Genomic DNA, 22,265 nt, shown 5'->3' on the forward strand with positions numbered 1-22,265 from the left:
GACATCTATATGACCTCGTAGCGTGTGTCCCATAGATGACCGTCGATACGAGGAGCTCGCCGCCCGTGAGTACCACCATCGCCTCCGCACCGGTGAGGCAGAGCATGTCGTTCCTGGACCGGTGGCTGCCGGCCTGGATCCTGCTGGCCATGGGCGTGGGCCTGCTGCTGGGTCGGCTGGTGCCGGGGCTGAACACGGCCTTGGAAGCCATGACGATCGGACAGGTGTCGCTGCCGATCGCAGTCGGTCTGCTGGTGATGATGTATCCCGTCCTGGCGAAGGTGCGCTACGACGAGACCCGCCGCGTGACCGGCGACAAGCGATTGCTGGGCCTGTCGCTCGTGCTCAACTGGGTCGTGGGACCGGCGTTGATGTTCGTGCTCGCCTGGGTGTTCCTGCCCGATCTGCCCGAGTACCGCACCGGGTTGATCATCGTGGGCCTGGCCCGGTGCATCGCCATGGTCCTGATCTGGAACGACCTCGCATGCGGCGACCGGGAGAGTGCGGCCGTGCTCGTGGCCATCAACTCCGTCTTCCAGGTCGTAGCCTTCGGCGCTCTTGGGTGGTTCTACCTCCAGGTCCTGCCGTCGTGGCTGGGGCTGCCGACCACCACGGCCGAATTCTCCGTGGGGGCGATCGTGGGATCCGTCCTGGTGTTCCTCGGCATCCCCCTGCTCGCCGGCTTCCTCACCCGCGTCCTGGGTGAACGGGCGAAGGGCCGGGACTGGTACGAAGAGAAGTTCCTCCCCGCGATCGGCCCGTGGGCCCTGTACGGCCTCCTGTTCACCATCGTGATGCTCTTCGCGCTCCAGGGGGACGCCATCACCTCACAGCCCCTCGACGTGGTCAGGATCGCGCTGCCGTTGCTCGTGTACTTCGTTCTGATGTTCGTCATCGGCCTCTTCGCCTCGAAAGCGGTGGGGCTCGACTACGGCAAGTCGGCCACGGTGGCCTTCACCGCGTCGGGCAACAACTTCGAACTGGCGATCGCCGTGGCCATCAGCACCTTCGGTGTTACCTCCGGGCAGGCAATGGCCGGCGTCGTGGGGCCGTTGATCGAAGTGCCCGTCCTGATCGGCCTGGTCTACGTGGCACTGTGGGCCGGCCCGCGCGTGTTCCCGAACGATCCCTCCGTCCCCACCCACCGAACCCGGGAGACCGCGTCATGAGCGCACCATCACCCACGAAACCGACCGTGCTCTTCGTCTGCGTCCACAACGCGGGCCGCTCCCAGATGGCGGCGGGCTACCTGGCCGCGATGTCAGGCGGCAGCATCGATGTCCGTTCGGCCGGGTCCGAACCGGCAGAGAGCCTGAACCCGGTGGCCGTGGAGGCAATGGCTGAGGAGGGCATAGACATCACCGCAGCCGTGCCCACGCTCCTGCGGGCGGAGCAGGTCAGGGCCTCCGACGTCGTCATCACCATGGGCTGCGGGGACACCTGCCCCGTGTTTCCGGGCAAGCGCTACGAGGACTGGGACCTCGACGACCCGGCCGGTCAGCCCCTCGCGGACGTGCGCAGGATCCGCGACGACATCAAGGCCCGCGTCGCCGGACTGCTCTCGGATCTGCAGGGCCGGGAGAACGGCCGGAAGAACAGGACGTGACCGCGCGGTGTCCCCGATCATGGGCATGGTGAGGCCGCGTGGCATAATGAGCGCAGCAACGTGTTCCGGGGTCGGTGCAATTCCGAACCGGCGGTGACAGTCCGCGAACCGTGAACACCGTGCACAGCACCGAGCAGGTTCCCGTGGGAACCACCGGGGATGCGCACGGAGGGATCGGCCGAACCGGTGGAAATCCGGTACCGACAGTACAGTCTGGATGGTAGGCACACGTGAGCGTCACGGCGTCCTGACCGTGCGCGGTCGCACGCGATCGCGGTCCGTCGGGTGGTGCTGTGACGTGCTCCGCCGCGCGATCGTGTTCGACGCGTGTGCGCATTCCTCCCCGGGACCACCGACAGTGGCGGGTGAGAGGAGACACCGTGGAGGTCCTGCGTTGGTTGTTCGACGCGCAGTTGCGGGTGGGTGACGGTTTCATCCTGTGGCGCGAGGTGCTCGGCAACGTGTTCGGGCTGTTGTCCGCGCTGGGCGGGATGCGCCGCAAAGTGTGGGCGTGGCCCGTGGGGATCGTGGGCAACGCGATCCTGCTGACCGTCTTCCTGGGCGCGGTGTTCGACACCCCCAACCCCGTGAACCTGTTGGGCCAGGCCGGCCGTCAAGTCATGTTCATCGCGGTGTCCGTGTACGGCTGGGTGCAGTGGCGCCGGTCCCGAGGGGCGTCCGAGGAGGCCGTGTCCCCGCGTTGGGCCACCGCCCGCGAACGCGTGTTCCTGGTGGTCGCCCTCGTGTTCGGGACGGCACTTCTCACGCCCATCTTCCGTGCCCTGGGCTCGTACGAACCCGTGTGGGCGGACGCCTGGATCTTCATGGGCTCGCTGCTCGCAACGCTCGGGATGGCCAAGGGCTGGGTCGAGTTCTGGCTGTTGTGGGTCGCCGTGGACATCGTGGGCGTGCCCCTCCTGTTCTCCGCCGGTTACTACGCCTCGGGCTTGATGTACGTGTTCTACGGCGCGTTCACGCTCGCAGGGTTCTTCGTGTGGTGGCGCGTGAATACGCGCCAGCGCCGTCGCGCGACGATCGAGACGGGCTTCCCGGACCTGCGCCTGTCCGTGGGTGAGGACGAGAAGTGACGGCGTACGACGACGCCGCTGCGCCGGGGCCCGCGCCCCGCTCCCGTCCGGGGGCGGGGCCGTCCCGCGACTACTCGGCGGCGGAAAACGAGGCGATGCGCGCCGCTCTGGAAGCGGCTCGGCGAGGGATCCGCGGGGCCAATCCCGTGGTGGGCGCCGTGATCCTCTCCGCCGCGGGGGAGATCCTGCACGTGGGTCATCACCGCGGGGCGGGCACCCCGCATGCGGAGGCGGACGCCCTGCGTCTGGCCCGTGAGGCGGGGACACCTCTCGAGGACACCACCATGGTCGTGTCCCTCGAACCCTGCAACCACACCGGACGCACCGGCCCGTGCTCGCGCGCGATCCTCGACGCGGGGATCCCCCGGGTCATTTACGCGGTGGCCGACGGCACCGACACCGCCCGCGGGGGCGGCGCGTTCCTCGCCGCACACGGGGTGGACGTGCGTCAGGGGCTGCTCGCGAGGGAAGCCCACGATCTCAATGACCGCTGGTTCATCGCCCAGCATGATGCGCGACCGTTCGTGACGCTGAAACTCGCGCAGACGATCGACGGCCGCGTGGCCGCCGCGGACGGGACGAGCCAGTGGATCACGGGTGCACCCGCTCGGGATCAGGGCCACGCCCTGCGCACCCGGGTGGACGCGATCCTGGTGGGCGGCGGGACCCTGCGCGCGGACGACCCGACCTTGACCGCGCGGGATGCCGCGGGTGAACCCCTCGCGCGACAACCCCTGCGGGCAGTCATGAGCACCCGCCCCGTGCCCGCGGATGCCAAGGTCCGGCGCGGCGTCGTCGACCGCGCGCCCCGGGAAGACACCGAACGTGGAGCCCCGGGAGACACCGGAACGGATCACGGAGAGGTCGCATACGCCGACCGCGGGCACGACGGGCGGTTCATCCACCTCACCACGCACGATCCCGCCGAGGCGTTACAACACCTCCGTGAACGCGGGGTTTCCCACGTGCTCGTGGAAGGCGGGCCCACGGTGTCCGCCACGTTCCTCGCCGCCGATCTCGTGGACGAGCTGTGGTTGTACCAGGCCCCACTGATCCTCGGGGACGGCGCTGCGTCGGTCGCGTCGCTCGGGATCGGGACGCTTGCCGCGGCGTCGTCATGGCGCGGTGACCCCGTGCGGCACCCGGCGGACCTCGCGCACCCCGGCCACGAAGAGGCCACGGAGCAGATGGAGGCGATCAGCCGCGTGGGCGTCGATGGACGGTGGCACTTGCGGCCCGCGGGTCCCGTACCCGACGCCCCATGACACGCCCCTGAACTGACGCAGCACACCAAGACCTCGCGCCGGGAAGTTCCCGAGAACCCCGCGCACCCCGGATCCCCAAGGAGAATCAGTGTTCACCGGAATTGTCGAAGCCCAGGCCACCGTGGAACGTGTGGAACGGTTGGCGCAGGACGCCGCCCGGCTGCACGTGTCCGCGGGGCCACTCGTCGCGGACCTGCCCCACGGCGGCTCACTCGCGGTTAACGGGGTGTGCCTGACCGCGGTCCCCTCGGGCGCGGCGGGGGACTTCACCGCGGACGTCATGGGTGAGACACTGCGCCTGACCACCCTGGGGGCGCTCGGACACGGTGACCTGGTGAACGTGGAACGCTGCACCGCAGCCGGGCAGCGCCTGGACGGGCACGTGGTTCAGGGGCACGTGGACGGCGTGGGCACCGTGGTGCAGCGCACGTCCCACACCGGATGGGAGACCGTGCGGATCAGAGTTCCCGTGGCACTTGCGCGCTACATCGCGGTCAAGGGTTCGATCGCCGTGGACGGCGTGTCCCTCACGGTCACTGCGGTGAACTCCACGGACGAGCCCGAGGCGTGGTTCGAGGTGGGGCTGATCCCGGAGACCCTGCGCGCGACCACGCTCGGCGCTCGCACGCCGGGTTCCACCGTCAACCTCGAGGTGGACGTGCTCGCCAAGTACGCCGAGCGCCTGGCCTCGTACGCGGCACCCGCGACACCGCGCGGCGTCGCCCTCGATCCGGTCGCGGACGCCGTGGCCGCGATGGCCTCGGGTGCCGCGGTCGTTGTCGTGGACGACGAGGGCCGGGAGAACGAGGGCGACCTGGTGTTCGCGGCCCAGCACGCGACCCAGCCCCTCATGGGCTTCACGATCCGGCACAGCTCCGGGGTGGTGTGCGTGCCCATGACCGACGAGCGCGCGGACCGGCTTGCCCTGCCGCCCATGACCGAGCACAACGAGGACGCCAAGGCCACGGCGTACACCGTGACGTGCGACGCCCGCACCGGGATCACCACCGGGATCAGCGCGCGGGACCGGGCGCTGACCACGCGACTGCTCGCGCTGCCCGGCACCACCGCGGCCGAGCTCACGCGGCCCGGCCACATCCTGCCGCTGCGCGCGGTCCCTGGCGGGGTGCGCGAACGAGCGGGGCACACCGAGGCCGCCGTGGAGCTCGCGCGGCTCGCAGGGTGCGAGCCCGTGGGTGCGATCGCGGAGATCGTCGACGACGCCGGGCAGCCCCTGCGCGCCCCCGCCCTGCGGCGGTTCGCGGACGAGCACGGGCTCGTAATGATCAGCATCGCCGATCTGATCGCCCACCTGGACGCGACGGATGCCGCTGAGGACGCCGTCCCGCGGGCGGTCGCGAACGACGCCGGTGCCGCGGCTCAGGACGCGAAGGGCACAACTCGACCGAGCGCCGTCGACGTCGCCGGGGGCGCCACCGCGCCGTCGGTGGACACCACGGGGGAGGGAGACCGCATCGCATGAGCGTTTTCGACCACGGTGAGATCCCCGAACACGCGTCACCGGCCGACAATCACGCGGCTCCGGGAGCGGAGCCCCTGCACCACAGCGACCCCGTGACCGTGCCCTCCGAGTACGGCACGTTCTCGGTGACCGGTTGGCGCGTTCCGGAGCCGTCGGGGATCCCCGCCGCCGAGCACGTCTCGCTCACGGCACCCCCGCCCGCCGACGAAGCCGCTCTGCCACCGTTGCTGCGGCTGCATTCCGAGTGCCTCACCGGGGACGTCTTCGGCTCGTGGCGCTGTGACTGCGGACCGCAACTGCACCTGGCGCTGGAACGGATCTCCCGCCACGGGGGCACGGTGCTGTACCTGCGCAACCACGAGGGCCGCGGGATCGGGCTGATCAACAAGCTGCGCGCCTACAAGCTCCAGGACGGCGGAGCGGACACCGTGGACGCCAACACCATGCTCGGGCTGCCCGCGGAGGCCCGGGACTACACCGCCGCCGCCCGGATCCTCGCGGCCATGGGCCTGACCACGGTGCGGCTGCTGACCAACAACCCGGACAAGGTCGCCAAGCTCGAGGCGCTCGGGATCACCGTGGCGAACGTGATCCCCCACGAGGTCCACGCGCGCACCGAGAACCTGGACTACCTGCGCACCAAGCGCGACCGCATGCACCACCACCTGACCCACCTCAACCCAGGAGAAACATCATGAGCGGACACGGCGCCCCGACCACCCTCGCCTCGGACCTCGACGCCTCGGACCTGACCGTGGCCGTGGTCGCCGCGAGCTGGCACACGACGATCATGGACGGGCTGCTCGACGGCGCCCTGCGCGCCCTCACGGAAGCGAACACCGGCACGGTCGTGCGGGTGCGCGTGCCCGGGAGCTTCGAGCTGCCCGTGGCCGCCCGCCGCCTGGCGGAGACGGCGGACGCGGTGGTCGCGCTCGGCGTCGTGATCCGCGGCGGCACCCCGCACTTCGACTACGTGTGCCACGCCGCGACCTCCGGACTCACGGACGTGTCCGTGGCCACCGGGACCCCGGTGGGCTTCGGCGTACTCACGTGTGACACGGAGGAACAGGGCCTGGACCGCGCCGGCCTCGAGGGCTCGCACGAGGACAAGGGCTACGAGGCCGCCCACGCCGCCCTGAGCACCGCCCTGACCCTGCGCGAGCACGGGGTCTGAACGGAGCAGACGCTCGCGGCCGGTCCGCCACGCTCGATCCGCGGAGGCCGGCCGCGAGCGGCGTGCATGTGCCACGCGTTCGGGACGGGCACGCGCACCCATTACCCTGAAGGGGTGAAAACCTTCGAAGACCTCTTCACCGAACTGCGCACCAAGGCCGAGCAACGCCCCGAGGGATCCAGGACCGTCACGGAACTGGACTCCGGGATCCACGGCATCGGGAAGAAGGTCGTCGAGGAGGCCGCCGAGGTCTGGATGGCGTGCGAGTACGAGTCCGACGCCGAGGCCGCTGAGGAGATCTCCCAGTTGCTCTACCACGTGCAGGTCATGATGATCGCCAAGGGTATGAGCCTCGAGGACGTCTACAAGTACCTCTGAGCCCCGCGCGTCACCCGCTCCGGGCACCGCCCCGATCCCCGTCATCTGCGCCCCGCGGAAAGGAATCCCATGCTGCGAGTAGCCGTGCCCAACAAGGGCGCGCTGTCCGAAGCCGCCATCACCATGCTCACCGAGGCCGGTTACCGGCAGCGGCGCAGCACCCGGGAACTCGTGCTCGTGGACAACGACAACCACGTGGAGTTCTTCTACCTGCGCCCGCGGGACATCGCGATCTACGTGGGTGGCGGCACCCTGGACCTGGGGATCACCGGACGGGACCTGCTGCTCGATTCCGGCGCGGAGGCCGAGGAGGAGCTGGGCCTGGACTTCGCCCGTTCCACCTTCCGGTTGGCAGGCCCGCACGGCCAGTTCGAGTCCGTGCAGGAACTCGAGGGCAAGCGGATCGCCACGAGCTACCAGTTGCTGCTGGAGCGTTACCTCGCGGACCGCGGCGTGGATGCCGAGGTCGTGCGCCTGGACGGCGCCGTAGAATCCTCCATCCGGTTGGGTGTCGCGGACGCGATCGCGGACGTCGTGGAGACCGGCAACACCCTGCGCGCGGCGGGCCTCGAGATCTTCGACGAACCGATCATGACCTCCGAGGCGCTGCTCATCCGCCGCGGCGACGAACCGGAACCCGAGGGACTGCGCGTGCTGCGACGTCGTCTGCAGGGTGTGCTGGTCGCGCGGCAGTACGTGATGATGGACTACGACATCACCGAGGACCTGCTGGCCGCCGCCACCGAGATCACCCCGGGTATGCAGGGCCCCACTATCTCCCCGCTCGGTCACGACGGCGCGGTGGCCGTTCGCGCGATGGTGCGCAAGAGCGACACCAACAAGGTCATGGACGCGCTCTACGAAGTGGGGGCCCGGGCCATCCTGGTCTCACCCATCCAGGCCGCGCGGATCTGACGCGGGCGCGGGCGAAGAGAAGTCGAGAGCAGTAAGGACGGTGGCGTAATGGGTGTGGCCGTACGAGTCATTCCGTGTCTGGACGTCGACGCCGGGCGCGTGGTCAAGGGCGTGAACTTCGAGAACCTGCGGGACGCGGGGGATCCTGTGGAACTCGCGGCGCGCTACAACCTGGCCGGCGCGGACGAGCTCACGTTCCTGGACGTGACCGCGTCCTCGAGCGAGCGGGACACCATGTTCGACGTCGTGGCCCGCACCGCAGAGAAGGTGTTCATCCCCCTGACCGTGGGGGGCGGCGTGCGCACGGCGCAGGACGTGGACCGGTTGCTGCGCTGCGGCGCGGACAAGGCCTCGATCAACACCGCGGCGGTCACGCGCCCGGAGGTCATCGACGAGATCACGAACCGCTTCGGCAACCAGGTGCTCGTGCTGTCCCTGGACGCGAAACGCACGGGCAACACCCCGTCCGGTTTCGAGGTCACCACGCGCGGTGGGCGCACGCTCACGGGCCTGGACGCGCTCGAGTGGGCCCGGGAGGCCGAGGAACGCGGGGTCGGGGAGATCCTGCTCAACTCGATGGACGCGGACGGGACCCGCGAGGGCTTCGACCTGGAGATGATCTCCGCCGTGCGGGATCGGGTAAACGTTCCGCTCATCGCGTCGGGCGGGGCCGGGGCACCCGAGCACTTCCCGCCCGCGGTCGCCGCCGGCGCGGACGCGGTGCTGGCGGCCTCGGTGTTCCACTTCGGCCCGGACGACGCGATCGCGGACGTCAAGAACGCCCTGCGTGCCGCAGGTTACGAGGTGCGCTGATGTCCCAGAACCAGGAGACGCGGATGAGTACCGCCACGGACGAGTTCACGACCCACAACCTGGACCCCCGCATCGCCGAGCAGCTCTCGCACAACGAGGCGGGACTCGTGGCGGCGATCATCCAGCAGTACGACACCAAGGAGGTGCTCATGCTGGGCTGGATGAACGACGAGGCCCTGCACCGCACCCTGACCGAGGGTCGCGTGACCTTCTGGTCGCGGTCCCGCCAGGAGTACTGGCGCAAGGGGGACACCTCCGGGCACTACCAGAGCGTGCACTCCGTGAGCCTGGACTGTGACGGGGACGCCTTGCTCGTGCAGGTGGACCAGCACGGCGCGGCATGCCACACGGGCTCGCGCACGTGTTTCGACGATCGAGACCTCCACGCGGAACAGGCGGTTTAAATGCACGAACTCGGCAGCATCACCCCCACCCTTGAGGAGTTCCGGCAGTATGCCGCGACCCGCCGCGTGATCCCGGTGCGCACCACGGTGCTCGCGGACTCACTGACCCCCGTGGGTCTGTACCGCGCGCTCGTGACCCGCGAGGGCGAACCCCGCCCGGGCACGTTCCTGCTCGAGTCCGCTGCGGAGGGCGGGGTGTGGTCCCGCTACTCGTTCGTGGGTGCCGGTTCCGTGGCCACGCTGACCTCCCGGGACGGGCAGGCGCACTGGATCGGTGACGCACCGGCCGGGGCACCGGTGGACGGCGATCCCCTCGACGCACTGCGCGCGACCATGCAGTTGCTGCACACCGCACCCTTCGAGGGCGTCCCACCGCTCACGAGCGGGATGGTGGGTTTCGTGGGCTGGGAGGCCGTGCGCCGCTGGGAGACCCTGCCCAACCCGCCCGAGGATGACCTGCACATGCCCGAGCTGGCCATGAACCTGGTCGCGGACATGGCCGTGCACGACAGCAAGGACGGCTCCGTGCTGCTCGTGGCCAATGCCGTGAACGTCAACGGCACGGACGAGAACGTGGATGCCGCCTACCACGACGCCGTGTCCCGGTTGCGCTCCATGGTGACCCGCCTGGCCACCCCGCTCGAGCGCACTACGGTGTCCATCGCGGAGCAGGGAGCACCGGAGCTCACGGACGTGGAGTCCGTCGCGCGCCAGTCGTGGGACCGGGAGCTGTTCATGTCCGCGATCGACCGCGGCAAGCAGGCGATCGTGGACGGCGACATCTTCCAGGTGGTGGTCTCGCGCCGCTTCGAGGCTGAGTGCCACGCGAGCTCGCTGGACGTCTACCGCACGCTGCGCCGGATCAACCCGAGCCCGTACATGTACCTGTACTCGTTCGAGGACGCCCAAGGTCGGCCGTACTCGATCGTGGGTTCCTCACCCGAGGCGCTCGTGACGGTCACGGGCCGCCAGGCCATGACCCACCCGATCGCGGGCTCCCGCCCGCGCGGTGCCACGGTGGACGAGGACGTGGCCCTGGGCCAGGACCTGCTCGCGGACGAGAAGGAACGCGCGGAGCACCTCATGCTCGTGGACCTGGCCCGCAACGATCTTTCCAAGGTCGCCGAGCCCGGCAGCGTGGACGTGAGCGAGTTCATGGAGATCGAGCGTTTCAGCCACATCATGCACCTGTGCTCCACGGTGGTCGCGCGCATGCGCGAGGACGTCACCGCCTACGACGTCCTCGCCGCCACGTTCCCCGCGGGCACGCTCTCGGGCGCGCCCAAGCCTCGCGCGTTGCGCCTGCTCGACGAGTACGAACCGCTACGCCGGGCCGTCTACGGCGGCGTCGTGGGCTACATGGACTTCGCGGGGAACATGGACATGGCGATCGCGATCCGCACGGCGCTGCTGCTCGAGGGTACGGCGTACGTCCAGGCGGGCGGCGGTATCGTGGCTGATTCGGATCCCGAGTCCGAGGCCCAGGAATCCCTCAACAAGGCCACCGCGCCGTTGCGCGCCGCGCTGATCGCCCAGACCCTGCGCGAGCCGGGCACGGACACCCGGGCCTCCCGTCCCCCGAGGAGCTGACGTTGCTGCGCCGCACCGCACCCGCCGTCCTGGTCACGCTGTTGTGTGCCCTGGCGTTGTTCGCCACGACCACCGCCACCTGGATCCACGCGGACGTCCCCACGTCCCTGCAGTCGGTCACGGTGGACGTCCCCGGGGCCGACGCCGCTCCGGCCGTCACCGCCCTGGGTCTTGTCGCCGCCGTGGCCGCGGTGGCCTCCACGCTGGGAGGCCGGGTGCTGCGCATGATCGTGGGCGCCGTCGTCGCGCTAGCGGGCGTGGGCGCGGTGCTCGCGGTGCTGGCCGTCACGGGGGACTCGCGTGCGGCCGCGCAACCCACGGTTGGCGCGCAGACGGGTGTGATCAACGACGGCGGGGACTACGCCCTTACCGGGTGGCCGTGGGCCGCCGTGACCGCCGCGGTGCTGCTCGCACTGTGCGGCGTGTGGCTCGCGGTGGTCGCCCGGCACGCGCGACGGCGCAATGCGCAACGCTACGATCGCGCTGCGGTCGCCGGCAGCGTGGGAACCGCCGCGACGACGGCCGCGATGCACCCGCGGGGTGGCGAGGCCTCGGCAGGGGAGACCCAGGCCGCGGAGCACGCGGACGACATCGACACGTGGGACGCGCTGACCCGCGGCGAGGATCCTACACAAACCGACTGAACCGCGTGGGCTGCGGCGCGCACGCGCCGGGAAGTGGCACAATGGGGTCAGAGAATCCTCGGTCCCACGGCTCACGCGGGACCGGCAATCCAAGAGCCGAGCGGCTCAACCGGCACGGGAGAGTGGACACGCATGTCGAACACCGATCAGATCATCCTGGACCACACCGCCGCGGTGGGCCACGGCAACACCGTGGCCGCGTGGGCCTGTGTGGGCGTGATGACCGTGGGTGTCATCGTGGGCTGCATGGGTTTCGTGATGGCTTCGGTCCCTGTGACGGTCGTGGGCATCGGTCTGATCATCGTGGGCGTGATCGTGGGCGGCGTGCTCAAGTCCATGGGGTACGGCAAGGGCGGGTCCAAGACCAAGTCCCACTGATCGCCGCAGGGGATCGGTACCGCATTCATCCGTCGATGACCAGTTCCGCGCTGTCGGGGAACTGGTCATCGTCGTCCGCGCGCCGGGTGCACCGTACGCCGGCGTGCACCGAGAACTAAGTGAGGAATCGCATGACGCAGCAGCACACCGGTACGGTGCTGGACCGGATCATCGAGGGGGTGCGCGAGGACCTCGAGACCCGGAAGGCATCGGTGTCCCTGCAGGACGTGCGCCATGCCGCCGCGGAACAGACTCCCGCGCTGGACGCCGAGTCCGCGCTGCGCGGTTCGGATCCCGCGTCCGTGCAGGTGATCGCCGAGGTCAAGCGCTCGAGCCCGTCCAAGGGTGCGCTCGCAGCGATCGAGGACCCGGCGCAGCTGGCCGCCGCGTACGAGCGCGGTGGGGCCTCCGTGATCTCGGTGCTCACCGAGCAGCGCCGCTTCGGGGGCTCGCTCGCGGACCTCGACGCCGTGCGCCGCGCCGTGGGCATCCCCGTGCTGCGCAAGGACTTCGTGGTCGAGGAGTACCAGGTGTGGGAGGCCCGCGCGCACGGTGCGGACATCGTGCTGCTCATCGTGGCGGCCCTCGACGACGCCACCCTGCGGGACCTGCTCGAACTGACCCACCACCTCGGCATGCATGCGCTCGTGGAGACGCACACCGAGGAGGAGATCGATCGCGCCGTCGCCGTGGGTGCGCGGATCATCGGGGTGAACACCCGCAACCTCAAGACCCTGGACGTGGACGTGGACACGTTCGGTCGGCTCGCCGAGCGGTTGCCACGCGAGGCCGTAATCGTGGCGGAGTCCGGTGTCCTGGGGGAGGAGCAGATCCGGTTGTACGCGGGCCACGGCGCCAACGCGGTGCTGACCGGTGAGGTGCTCGTGCGCGCCGAGGACCCCGCGCAGACCATCGGTCGCTTCCGGGAGGTCGGCGCAATGTCCCGGGCCGAGTACTTGGCTGGGGCCACCCCGACCGCCGCGCAGGAGGAACTCGCCGCGGCCCAGGTCTCGGGGGAGGCTTCCGCACGGGACGCCGAGTCCCTCCGGCACGCCCCGGGCCCTTACTTCGGGGACTTCGGTGGCCGGTGGATGCCCGAGTCCCTCGTGGCGGCCCTGGACGAGCTGACCGAGACGTTCGACAAGGCTCGTACGGATGAGACCTTCCAGGACGAGTTCCAGCGGCTCTCCCGCGAGTACTCCGGCCGGCCCTCCCTGCTCACCGAGGCCGAGCGCTTCGGCGCGGAACTCGGGGTGCGCGTGTTCCTCAAGCGTGAGGACCTCAACCACACCGGTTCCCACAAAATCAACAACGTGCTGGGGCAGGCCCTGTTGGCCCGGCGCATGGGCAAGACACGGCTGATCGCCGAGACAGGCGCGGGCCAGCACGGTGTGGCCACGGCCACCGCAGCGGCTCTGTTCGGCATGGAGTGCTGCGTGTACATGGGCGAGGAGGACACGCGCCGCCAAGCGCTCAACGTCGCGCGCATGCGGCTGCTGGGAGCGGAGGTCGTGGCCGTGAAGAACGGTTCCCGCACCCTCAAGGACGCGATCAACGAGGCCCTGCGGGACTGGGTCGCGTCCGTGGAGACCACTCACTACCTGCTCGGCACCGCCGCCGGACCGCACCCGTTCCCGGCTATGGTCCGCTACTTCCACGAACAGATCGGTGAGGAGGCCCGCGCGCAGATCCTCGAGCAGGCAGGCCGCCTCCCGGACGCCGTGACCGCGTGCGTGGGCGGCGGGTCCAACGCCATCGGGATCTTCCACGGTTTCCTGGACGATGAGTCCGTGCAGCTCTACGGCAACGAGGCCGGGGGTGACGGCGTGCAGACCGGCCGCCACGCCGCGACCATCACACTGGGCCGACCGGGCGTGCTGCACGGCGCCAAGACGTTCCTCATGCAGGACCCGGACGGGCAGACCGTGGAGTCCCACTCGATCTCCGCCGGCCTGGACTACCCCGCCGTGGGGCCGGAACACTCCTACCTGCACTCGATCGGGCGCGTGAACTACGAAGCGGTCACGGACGTCCAGGCCATGGACGCCTTCCGGCTGCTGTGCCGCACCGAGGGCATCCTCCCGGCCATCGAGTCCTCCCACGCGCTCGCCGGCGCCCGCGAGGTCGCTGCCCGCTGGGTCGCGGAACTCGGGCCCGAGGAAGCGGCGCAGAAGATCATCGTGGTCTCGCTCTCCGGGCGCGGCGACAAGGACGTGGCCACCGCGGGGGAATGGTTCGACCTCCTCCCGCAGGACAGCCACGAGGAACGCGTGGCGCAGAAAGGCGAACAACTGTGAGCACCACCGACCACACCCCTGCGGGCTTGACCGAACGCATCGTCCCGCGTGACCTCACGCGCAGCGCGGACTCCGCGCTGTCGCGGCGGATCGAACAGTGTAAGGCCGAGGGCCGCCCGGCCCTCGTGGGCTATCTGCCCGCCGGGTACCCCACCGTCGAGGAGTCCGCCGCCGCCGCCGTGGCGCTGGGTCGCAACGGCGCGGACATCATCGAGATCGGCATCCCCTACTCGGACCCCGTGATGGACGGACCGGTCATCCAGGCGGCGACCACCCAGGCGCTCGCCAACGGTTTCCGGGTTGAGGACGCGTTCACCGTGGTGCGCGCCGTCGCCGAGCAGACGGACGCGGTCCCCGTGGTGATGACGTACTGGAACCCCGTGCTGCAGGCGGGGGTGGACGAGTTCGCGCGCCGGCTCAAGGACGCCGGGGGAGCCGGGATCATCACCCCGGACCTGATCCCGGACGAGGCCTCGGAATGGTTCGCGGCCTCCGAAGAGCACGGTCTGGACCGGATCTTCCTGGTGGCCCCGTCCACCACCCGTGAGCGCATGGACATGACTGTGAGCGCGGCCTCCGGCTTCGTGTACGCGGTGTCCGTGATGGGCGTGACCGGGACTCGGGACCAGGTGTCCTCGGCCGCCGAGGACGTCGTCGCCCGCGCACGCGGGGCCGGTGCGGAGCGGGTGTGCGTGGGTCTGGGGGTGTCCAGCCGCGAGCACGTGCTGGAGATCGGGGCGTACGCGGACGGCGTGATCGTGGGCACGGCTCTCGTGCGCGCGCTCGGTGAGGGCGGACCGCAGGCCGTGGGTGAGCTCGCCGCGCACCTCGCGGGACGCGACTGATGCCGCCGGTGTTGCCCGCCTCCATCCCGTCCCCGAGCATCAGCAGCATCCACCTGGGGCCGCTCACGGTGCACTTCTACGCGCTGTGCATCCTGCTCGGCATGGCCCTGGCCATCTGGCTCACCATGCGGCGCTGGAAGCAGTGCGGTCAGGACCCGGACGTACTGTGGGACATCGTGTTCTGGGCGGTGCTCGCCGGGATCGTGGGGGCGCGCGCCTACCACGTGCTGATCACGGACCCCGCCGGGTACTTCGGGCCCGGCGCGGACCCTCTGGCCGTCTTCCGGATCTGGGAGGGCGGACTCGGCATCATGGGTGCCGTGCTGTTCGGCGCCGTGGCCGCGTGGCTCGTCTCGCGCAAGAACGGGTTGTCGCTCGCCGTGTTCGCGGACTGCGTGGCCCCCGGACTCCTGCTTGCCCAGGCCGTGGGACGGTGGGGCAACTGGTTCAACCAGGAACTGTTCGGCAGACCCACCACACTGCCGTGGGGGCTCGAGATCTCCCCGGCGTCCCCGAACTTCCCCGCGGGGCTGCCCGCGGACACGCTGTTCCACCCCACGTTCCTGTATGAGAGCCTGTGGAACCTGCTGGGTGTGGTGCTGCTGCTCGCAATCGACCGCCGCATGCGGGACCCGCACGGGCGCATATTCGCGCTGTACATGATCTACTACGGGATCGGGCGACTGCTCATCGAGCTGTTCCTGCGCGTGGACCCGGCCCTGATGATCGCCGGTGTGCGCGTGCACGTGTGGACCTCGCTGCTGATCGTCATCGCGGGCATCATCCTCTTCGCGGTCCTGGGTAGGCGTGCCCGCTCTCGTGCCGGGGCAGCGGCCGAGCCTGCCCGGGCCGTGCGTTCCTGACGCGTCCTCCGGGTCTCCGACCACGGCGCCGCACGCGGGCCCCGCAGAGCTCTTCACGACTCCGCGGGGCCCGCGTCGTCGTCCGTGCGATCCGTCACGCATGTTCGTGTGACGTGGCCTACGTGGTAAATTACCCGAGCACCGTGCCTGTCCCGCTCATCCGTGGGACCCGCCGGTTCGATCCACGGCCCACGGGCCGCTTCCTTCCGCAACGGGGCGGACACGCGCGTCACCTGGATCCCGCGTCGCCCGCTGCGCACCCACCGAGTGCTCCCCGGGCCTCGTCCGACGCATTCGACCTGCCGGCCCTTGGTGAGGAGTACCGCCATGAGCAGTGACCAGATAGCAGCCCCGAACTCCCGCGAGCAGCATCGCGTGAGCACCACGGATCCCGTCCACCGGGACGCACCCGAACCACGCGACGCCGCCGAACCGGTGTCCCCGTTCGAGCGTTTCTCGGCAGTGCCCGAGGATCAGGGCCTGTACCGCTCGGAGGACGAGAAGGACGCGTGCGGTCTGGCCGTCGTGGCCACCCTGGACGGCGTGGCCTCCCACGACATCGTGGACGCCGCGCTCACGGCCCTGCGCAACCTCGAGCACCGCGGTGCGGTGGGTGGGGACGAGGGCACCGGGGACGGCGCCGGTCTGCTGACCCAGATCCCGGACGAGTTCCTGCGCGAGGTGGTGGACTTCCCGCTGCCGCCCCAGGGGGCCTACGTGGTGGGCACGGCGTTCATGCCCACCGGCGGTAAGCACCTCGAGGAGCTCAAGCGCTCGCTCGAGGAACTCGCCCGCATGGAACGCCTCACGGTCCTGGGCTGGCGGGACGTCCCCGTGGTCGACGACGCCGTGGGCGCGTCCGCGCGCGCCGTGATGCCAACGTTCGTGCAGTTCTTCGTCTCCGATAGCAGTCACAACGAGCGGGCGGCGTCCCTGTTTGCGCAGGACGCAACGTCCTACGATCCCGTGGCCGCCCAGCTCGAACTGGACCAGAAGGCGTTCCGCGTGCGCAAGCGCGCGCAGAACAAGTTCGGGGTGTACTTCCCGTCCTTCTCGTCCCGCACGCTCGTGTACAAGGGCATGCTCACCACGGCTCAGCTCGAACCGTTCTACCCGGACCTGTCCGATCCGCGGTTCACGACCAAGCTCGCGGTGGTGCACTCGCGCTTCTCCACCAATACGTTCCCGTCCTGGCCGCTCGCCCAGCCCATGCGAACGCTCGCGCACAACGGTGAAATCAACACCGTGGTGGGCAACCGCAACTGGATGCGCGCACGCCAGTCCTCGCTGTCCGGGGCCGTGCTGGGCCGCCAGCCCGAGGACCTGTTCCCCATCTGCTCGGAGGGCGCGTCCGACTCGCAGTCGCTCGACGAGGTTGCCGAGCTGCTCCAGCTCGCGGGCCGGCCCGTGACCGAGACCATGCTCATGCTGATCCCGGAGGCGTGGCAGAACCATGAGACCATGGATCCGCAGCTCAAGGCTTTCTACCAGTACCACGCCACGCTCATGGAGCCGTGGGACGGTCCCGCGTGCGTGTCCTTCACGGACGGCGTGCGCGTGGGCTCGGTCCTGGACCGTAACGGGTTGCGCCCGGGGCGGTTCTGGCAGACCGACGACGGTCTGGTGATCTTCGCGTCCGAGGTGGGCGTCGTGGACGTGGGGGAGCGCGTCGTCGTCCGCAAGGGCCGGGTGTCCCCGGGGACCATGTTCCTCGTGGACACGGACGAGGGCCGGATCGTGGAGGACAGCGAGATCAAGGCCGAACTCGCCGCCACCAAGCCGTGGCAGGACTGGGTGCGGGACTCAGTGCTGCCCATCACGGAGCTGCCCGAACGCGAGCACATGACCCACCCGCCGCACTCCATCCGGTTACGGCAGAAGACCTTCGGCTACACCGAGGAAGAGCTCAAGCTGATCATCGGTCCCATGGCCGCGGCCGGCGCCGAGCCCATCTACGCGATGGGCACGGACACGCCCGTGGCGGTGCTGTCCAACCGCTCGCGGCTGTTGTTCGACTACTTCGTGCAGTCCTTCGCGCAAGTGACCAACCCGCCGCTCGACGCGATCCGCGAGGAACTCGTCACGTCCATGGCCGGTGCCGTGGGGCCCATGGCCAACATGCTCTCCACGCAGCAGACCCGGACGCGCCAGATCCAGCTGAACTTCCCGGTGATCGACAACGACCAGCTGGACCAGTTCGTGCACCTGGACGACGACGGCGTGCCCCTGAGCCTGCGCGTGCGCGGGCTGTACCGTCCCGTGGACGGTGCGGACTCGCTGCGGGCCCGGATCGCGGAGATCTGCGAGAAGGTCTCCGCGGCCGTGAACCGCGGGGTGCAGTTCGTCATCATCTCCGACCGGGACTCCAACGGCGTGTGGGCTCCCATCCCGTCCCTGCTGCTGACCTCCGCCGTGCACCACCACCTGTTGCGCTCGGCAACCCGCACCAAGGTGGCCCTGATCGTGGAATCGGGGGACGTGCGGGAGGTCCACCACGTGGCCCTGCTGCTGGGCTACGGGGCGTCGGCCGTGAACCCCTACCTGGCCATGGAATCCGCCGAGGAACTCGTGCGCCGCGGGGAGATCCGGGGGGTCACGGAAGAACAGGCCGTGGCGAACCTCATCAAGGCGCTGGGCAAGGGCGTGCAGAAGATCATGTCCAAGATGGGCATCTCCACCGTGCAGTCGTACTGCGGTGCGCAGACGTTCGAGGCCCTGGGCCTGTCGAGCGAGCTCGTGGACGACTACTTCGCGGGCACACGGACCCAGATCGAGGGTGTGGGTCTGGACGTGATCGCCGCGGAGATCCAGTCCCGACACCGCCTGGCCTATCCGGAGGACGGCGTCACCGAACCGCACCGGGACCTCGCCACGGGCGGCGAGTACGACTGGCGCCGCGAGGGACCGCGGCACCTGTTCGACCCGCACACGGTCTTCCGGTTGCAGCACGCGACCCGCACGGGCCGCTACGACATCTTCAAGTCCTACACGTCCCGTGTGGACGACCAGGCCAAGGAGCTCGCGACCCTGCGCGGACTCATGAGTTTCGCGTCCACGCGCGAGCCCGTGGACATCGACGAGGTGGAGCCCGTGAGCGAGATCGTCAAGCGGTTCTCCACGGGTGCCATGAGCTACGGCTCGATCTCCGCGGAGGCCCACGAGACGCTCGCGATCGCCATGAACCGTCTGGGCGCCAAGTCCAACACGGGCGAGGGCGGTGAGGACGTCGAGCGGCTGATCGACCCCGAGCGGCGTTCGGCGATCAAGCAGGTGGCCTCTGGCCGGTTCGGGGTCACGAGCCTGTACCTCGCGACCGCGGACGACCTGCAGATCAAGATGGCCCAGGGCGCCAAGCCCGGCGAGGGCGGGCAGCTCATGGCGCAGAAGGTCTACCCATGGATCGCGCGCACGCGCCACGCGACCCCGGGGGTTTCGCTGATCTCCCCGCCGCCGCACCACGACATCTACTCGATCGAGGACCTCGCGCAGCTGATCTACGACCTCAAGCACGCCAACCCTCGCGCTCGCGTGCACGTCAAGCTCGTGTCGGAACGCGGGATTGGGACGGTCGCGGCGGGCGTGACCAAGGCCAAGGCCGACGTCGTACTGGTCTCCGGCCACGACGGCGGCACGGGCGCGGCGCCCCTGAACTCGCTCAAGCACGCGGGCATGCCGTGGGAGCTGGGACTCGCGGAGACCCAGCAGACCCTGCGGCTGAACGGGCTGCGCGAGCGCGTGGTCGTGCAGGCGGACGGCCAGCTCAAGACGGGGCGCGACGTCGTCGTCGCCGCGTTGCTGGGCGCCGAGGAATTCGGCTTCGCCACGGCGCCGCTCGTGGTGGAGGGCTGCATCATGATGCGCAAGTGCCATCTGGACACGTGCCCCGTGGGAGTTGCCACGCAGAACCCCGAACTGCGCAAGCGCTTCACGGGCAAGGCCGAGCACGTGGTGAACTTCTTCGAGTTCATTGCCCAAGAGGTGCGCGAGATCCTCGCCGAACTCGGGTTCCGCAGCATCGCGGAGGCCGTGGGGCACGCCGAGGTACTGCGCACGCGGGAGGCCGTGGCGCACTGGAAGGCCAAGGGGCTGGACCTGAGCCCCGTGCTCGATTCGTTCCGCGCGGAAGGGGTCACGGGCGGACTGCGCAATACCGGCGTCCAGGACCACGAACTCGAGAAGCACTTCGACACGAAGCTCATCCCGCTCGCGCAACCGGCGATCGAACGCGGTGAACCCGTGCGCGTACAGGAACGCGTGATCAACACGGACCGCGCCGTGGGCACGATGCTCGGATACACCGTGACCAGCGCGCTCGGGACCCGGGAACTGCCGGATGACACGATCGACGTGACCCTGACCGGTCAGGCCGGCCAGTCGCTGGGCGCCTTCGTGCCCCGCGGTATCACGCTGCGGCTCGAGGGGGACGCGAACGACTACACGGGCAAGGGTCTTTCCGGCGGACGGATCGTCGTGCGGCCCCCGCGCGACGCCGGGTTCGTGGCCCACGAGAACGTGATCGCGGGCAACGTGATCGGTTACGGCGCCACGAGCGGCGAGATGTTCTTCAACGGCACCGTGGGGGAGCGCTTCCTGGTGCGCAATTCCGGGGCCACCGCGGTGGTCGAGGGCATCGGTGACCACGGCTGCGAGTACATGACCGGGGGTGTGGCCGTGGTGCTGGGTGAGACGGGCCGCAACTTCGGGGCCGGGATGTCCGGCGGTGTGGCATACGTGCTGGACCTGGACGAGCGGGACGTGAACAAGCAGGCCCGCGAGAGCGGTGAACTGCACCTCGAGCACCCGGACGCCAACGACCGTGAGTTGCTCGCCGACCTCATCAAGCGCCACGGTGAGGAGACCGGGTCCGAGTTCGCGCGTCAACTGCTCGCGGACCCGGACCGCACGATGTCGCGCTTCACCAAACTGCTGCCGCGGGACTACTCCGCGGTGCTCGCACTGCGCAACGAGGCCGAAGCCGCCGGGGACGACCCGGACGGCGACGGCACCTGGCACAAGATTCTGGAGGTGACCGGCCGTGGCTGATCCCCGTGGTTTTCTCAAGGTCCGCACACGCGAGGACCGTCCCAAGCGCCCCGTCCCGGTGCGCCTCATGGACTGGGCGGAGGTGCAGCAACGCCAGGAGGCGGGGACGCTGCACGAGCAGGCCGGGCGCTGTATGGACTGCGGTGTGCCGTTCTGTCACCAGGGGTGTCCCCTGGGCAACCTCATCCCCGAGTGGAACGACCTCGTGTGGCGTGACCGGTGGGACGAGGCCTCCGAGCGGATGCACGCGACCAACAACTTCCCGGAGTTCACCGGGCGCGTGTGCCCCGCGCCGTGCGAGTCCTCGTGCGTGCTCGGGATCAACCAGGAGCCCGTGACCATCAAGCAGGTCGAGTACGCGATCGGCGAGAAGGCGTTCGACGACGACCTCATCAAGCCCTACGTCCCGCAGCGGCTCGTGGGCAAGACGGTCGCGGTGGTCGGTTCCGGTCCCGCCGGACTCGCGGCGGCCCAGCAGCTCACGCAGGCGGGGTTCACGGTGGCCGTGTACGAACGGGACGACCGGATCGGCGGTCTGCTGCGCTATGGCATCCCCGACTTCAAGCTCGAGAAGTCCGTGCTCGAACGCCGGCTCGAGATCATGCGCCAGGAGGGCACCAAGTTCCGCCCGGGCGTGGAGATCGGCACGGACATCACGTGGGACGCGCTGCGCAGGCGTTACGACGCCGTGATCGTGGCCACGGGTGCCACGCGGCCCCGTGAGCTCGCGATCCCCGGCCGTGAGCTCGCGGGGATCCACTACGCCATGGACTTCCTCGTGCGAGCCAATCACCTGGTGGCCGAGGACCACGTCCCCGACCCCATCGACGCGCGCGGCAAGCACGTGATCGTGTTGGGCGGCGGTGACACCGGTTCCGACTGCATCGGCACCGCGCTGCGCCAGGGTGCGGCGTCCGTGACGTCGCTCGCGATCGGTCGCAAGCCTCCCGTGGACCGCGCGGACGAGGAACCGTGGCCCATGATGCCCCGGGTCTTCGAGGTCTCCACGTCCCACGAGGAGGGCGGCGAACGAACGTACCTGGCCTCCACGGTGGAGTTCGTGGGGCAGGACGGCCGGGTCACGGGACTGCGCGTGGCGGAGACCGAGTACCGCGAGGACGGCTCCCGCGGTCCCGTGGCCGGCACCGAGAAGGTGTTGCCTGCGGACCTGATCCTGCTCGCCCTGGGATTCACGGGCAATGAGTCCCGCGAGCTCACCGAGCAGCTACCCGTGGCGCTGGACTCCCGGGACAACGTGGCGCGGGACGAGACCTACATGACCGCCGTGGACGGGGTGTTCTCGTGCGGTGACGCAGGTCGTGGGCAGTCCCTCGTGGTGTGGGCCATCGCGGAGGGCCGGGCGTGCGCCGCTCACGTGGAACGCCACCTTACAGGCCAGACCCGGTTGCCAGAACCCGTGACCCCGTCCGAGCGGGCGATCGACCTGAGCCTGTGACCCGCACGCATCCGTGATCCTCC

Annotated in this window: 19 protein-coding genes and 1 riboswitch; all 19 genes read left to right on the forward strand. The window is 69.8% G+C overall.

All coding sequences use genetic code 11. From position 1 onward, the window contains the following. Window positions 1–35 precede the first annotated feature (35 nt). Window positions 36–1,169 (forward strand): ACR3 family arsenite efflux transporter, encoded by a 1,134-nt coding sequence (gene arsB / locus A5728_RS09600; RefSeq protein ID WP_064846817.1) that lies wholly within the window; start codon window positions 36–38, stop codon window positions 1,167–1,169. Further along, window positions 1,166–1,606, forward strand: coding sequence for an arsenate reductase ArsC (locus A5728_RS09605; RefSeq protein WP_064846818.1), 441 nt, complete (start codon window positions 1,166–1,168; stop codon window positions 1,604–1,606). Before arsB ends, A5728_RS09605 begins: the two co-directional genes overlap by 4 nt. 57 nt (window positions 1,607–1,663) lie before the next feature. Then, a riboswitch (FMN riboswitch) is annotated at window positions 1,664–1,839 on the forward strand. Window positions 1,840–1,986: 147 nt separating this feature from the next. Beyond that, entirely contained in the window at window positions 1,987–2,694 is a 708-nt protein-coding gene (gene pnuC, locus A5728_RS09610; protein ID WP_064846819.1) for a nicotinamide riboside transporter PnuC, read from the forward strand. Between the two features lie 95 nt (window positions 2,695–2,789). Further along, a complete protein-coding gene (gene ribD / locus A5728_RS09615) occupies window positions 2,790–3,959 on the forward strand; it encodes a bifunctional diaminohydroxyphosphoribosylaminopyrimidine deaminase/5-amino-6-(5-phosphoribosylamino)uracil reductase RibD (RefSeq protein WP_082943386.1) in 1,170 nt (389 codons plus the stop codon). Window positions 3,960–4,047: 88 nt separating this feature from the next. Then, a complete protein-coding gene (ribB, locus tag A5728_RS09620) occupies window positions 4,048–5,442 on the forward strand; it encodes a 3,4-dihydroxy-2-butanone-4-phosphate synthase (protein WP_082943381.1) in 1,395 nt (464 codons plus the stop codon). Continuing rightward, on the forward strand, window positions 5,439–6,140 hold the full coding sequence (gene ribA / locus A5728_RS09625; RefSeq protein WP_082943382.1) for a GTP cyclohydrolase II: 702 nt from the start codon (window positions 5,439–5,441) through the stop codon (window positions 6,138–6,140). The genes ribB and ribA overlap by 4 nt, the downstream gene beginning before the upstream one ends. Beyond that, the gene (ribH, locus tag A5728_RS09630) at window positions 6,137–6,616 is read left to right on the forward strand and encodes a 6,7-dimethyl-8-ribityllumazine synthase (protein ID WP_064846821.1); all 480 of its coding nucleotides are present in this window, start codon (window positions 6,137–6,139) and stop codon (window positions 6,614–6,616) included. Before ribA ends, ribH begins: the two co-directional genes overlap by 4 nt. A 114-nt stretch (window positions 6,617–6,730) precedes the next feature. Continuing rightward, window positions 6,731–6,994: a phosphoribosyl-ATP diphosphatase gene (locus A5728_RS09635; RefSeq protein ID WP_035962118.1), complete on the forward strand. Its 264-nt coding sequence runs from the start codon at window positions 6,731–6,733 to the stop codon at window positions 6,992–6,994. A 69-nt stretch (window positions 6,995–7,063) separates the two neighbouring features. After that, window positions 7,064–7,909, forward strand: a complete 846-nt coding sequence (gene hisG / locus A5728_RS09640) for an ATP phosphoribosyltransferase (protein WP_064846822.1) — start codon at window positions 7,064–7,066, stop codon at window positions 7,907–7,909. Window positions 7,910–7,957: 48 nt separating this feature from the next. After that, window positions 7,958–8,722 (forward strand): imidazole glycerol phosphate synthase subunit HisF, encoded by a 765-nt coding sequence (hisF, locus tag A5728_RS09645; protein WP_064846823.1) that lies wholly within the window; start codon window positions 7,958–7,960, stop codon window positions 8,720–8,722. After that, window positions 8,722–9,126 carry a phosphoribosyl-AMP cyclohydrolase gene (gene hisI, locus A5728_RS09650; protein WP_231885604.1) on the forward strand — a complete coding sequence of 135 codons (405 nt, stop codon included), beginning with the start codon at window positions 8,722–8,724 and terminating at the stop codon, window positions 9,124–9,126. The genes hisF and hisI overlap by 1 nt, the downstream gene beginning before the upstream one ends. Next, window positions 9,127–10,716, forward strand: coding sequence for an anthranilate synthase component I (locus tag A5728_RS09655; protein ID WP_064846824.1), 1,590 nt, complete (start codon window positions 9,127–9,129; stop codon window positions 10,714–10,716). Window positions 10,717–10,718: 2 nt separating this feature from the next. Further along, window positions 10,719–11,360 (forward strand): Trp biosynthesis-associated membrane protein, encoded by a 642-nt coding sequence (locus A5728_RS09660; protein WP_064846825.1) that lies wholly within the window; start codon window positions 10,719–10,721, stop codon window positions 11,358–11,360. 132 nt (window positions 11,361–11,492) lie between these two features. After that, window positions 11,493–11,738, forward strand: coding sequence for an HGxxPAAW family protein (locus tag A5728_RS09665; protein ID WP_064846826.1), 246 nt, complete (start codon window positions 11,493–11,495; stop codon window positions 11,736–11,738). A 131-nt stretch (window positions 11,739–11,869) separates the two neighbouring features. After that, on the forward strand, window positions 11,870–14,035 hold the full coding sequence (locus A5728_RS09670; protein WP_064846827.1) for a bifunctional phosphoribosylanthranilate isomerase/tryptophan synthase subunit beta: 2,166 nt from the start codon (window positions 11,870–11,872) through the stop codon (window positions 14,033–14,035). Between the two features lie 38 nt (window positions 14,036–14,073). Next, window positions 14,074–14,880, forward strand: coding sequence for a tryptophan synthase subunit alpha (gene trpA, locus A5728_RS09675; protein WP_231885607.1), 807 nt, complete (start codon window positions 14,074–14,076; stop codon window positions 14,878–14,880). Then, on the forward strand, window positions 14,880–15,743 hold the full coding sequence (lgt, locus tag A5728_RS09680; protein ID WP_064846828.1) for a prolipoprotein diacylglyceryl transferase: 864 nt from the start codon (window positions 14,880–14,882) through the stop codon (window positions 15,741–15,743). The genes trpA and lgt overlap by 1 nt, the downstream gene beginning before the upstream one ends. 327 nt (window positions 15,744–16,070) lie before the next feature. Then, window positions 16,071–20,786 (forward strand): glutamate synthase large subunit, encoded by a 4,716-nt coding sequence (gene gltB / locus A5728_RS09685; protein ID WP_231885605.1) that lies wholly within the window; start codon window positions 16,071–16,073, stop codon window positions 20,784–20,786. Then, window positions 20,779–22,242: a glutamate synthase subunit beta gene (locus tag A5728_RS09690; RefSeq protein ID WP_064846829.1), complete on the forward strand. Its 1,464-nt coding sequence runs from the start codon at window positions 20,779–20,781 to the stop codon at window positions 22,240–22,242. Before gltB ends, A5728_RS09690 begins: the two co-directional genes overlap by 8 nt. The last annotated feature ends 23 nt before the right edge of the window (window positions 22,243–22,265 follow it).

The organism is Kocuria sp. ICS0012 (genome assembly GCF_001665945.1).
GTDB classification, from domain to species: Bacteria; Actinomycetota; Actinomycetes; order Actinomycetales; family Micrococcaceae; genus Kocuria; species Kocuria marina.

Coding starts and splice junctions, on each gene's coding strand:
- ribA (WP_082943382.1), top strand. CDS start 5,439: ATGAGCGTTTTCGACCACGGTGAGATCCCCGAACACGCGTCACCGGCC.
- gltB (WP_231885605.1), top strand. CDS start 16,071: ATGAGCAGTGACCAGATAGCAGCCCCGAACTCCCGCGAGCAGCATCGC.
- A5728_RS09605 (WP_064846818.1), top strand. CDS start 1,166: ATGAGCGCACCATCACCCACGAAACCGACCGTGCTCTTCGTCTGCGTC.
- lgt (WP_064846828.1), top strand. CDS start 14,880: ATGCCGCCGGTGTTGCCCGCCTCCATCCCGTCCCCGAGCATCAGCAGC.
- ribD (WP_082943386.1), top strand. CDS start 2,790: ATGCGCGCCGCTCTGGAAGCGGCTCGGCGAGGGATCCGCGGGGCCAAT.
- A5728_RS09655 (WP_064846824.1), top strand. CDS start 9,127: ATGCACGAACTCGGCAGCATCACCCCCACCCTTGAGGAGTTCCGGCAG.
- A5728_RS09670 (WP_064846827.1), top strand. CDS start 11,870: ATGACGCAGCAGCACACCGGTACGGTGCTGGACCGGATCATCGAGGGG.
- hisF (WP_064846823.1), top strand. CDS start 7,958: ATGGGTGTGGCCGTACGAGTCATTCCGTGTCTGGACGTCGACGCCGGG.
- arsB (WP_064846817.1), top strand. CDS start 36: ATGACCGTCGATACGAGGAGCTCGCCGCCCGTGAGTACCACCATCGCC.
- ribH (WP_064846821.1), top strand. CDS start 6,137: ATGAGCGGACACGGCGCCCCGACCACCCTCGCCTCGGACCTCGACGCC.
- A5728_RS09665 (WP_064846826.1), top strand. CDS start 11,493: ATGTCGAACACCGATCAGATCATCCTGGACCACACCGCCGCGGTGGGC.
- hisG (WP_064846822.1), top strand. CDS start 7,064: ATGCTGCGAGTAGCCGTGCCCAACAAGGGCGCGCTGTCCGAAGCCGCC.
- hisI (WP_231885604.1), top strand. CDS start 8,722: ATGTCCCAGAACCAGGAGACGCGGATGAGTACCGCCACGGACGAGTTC.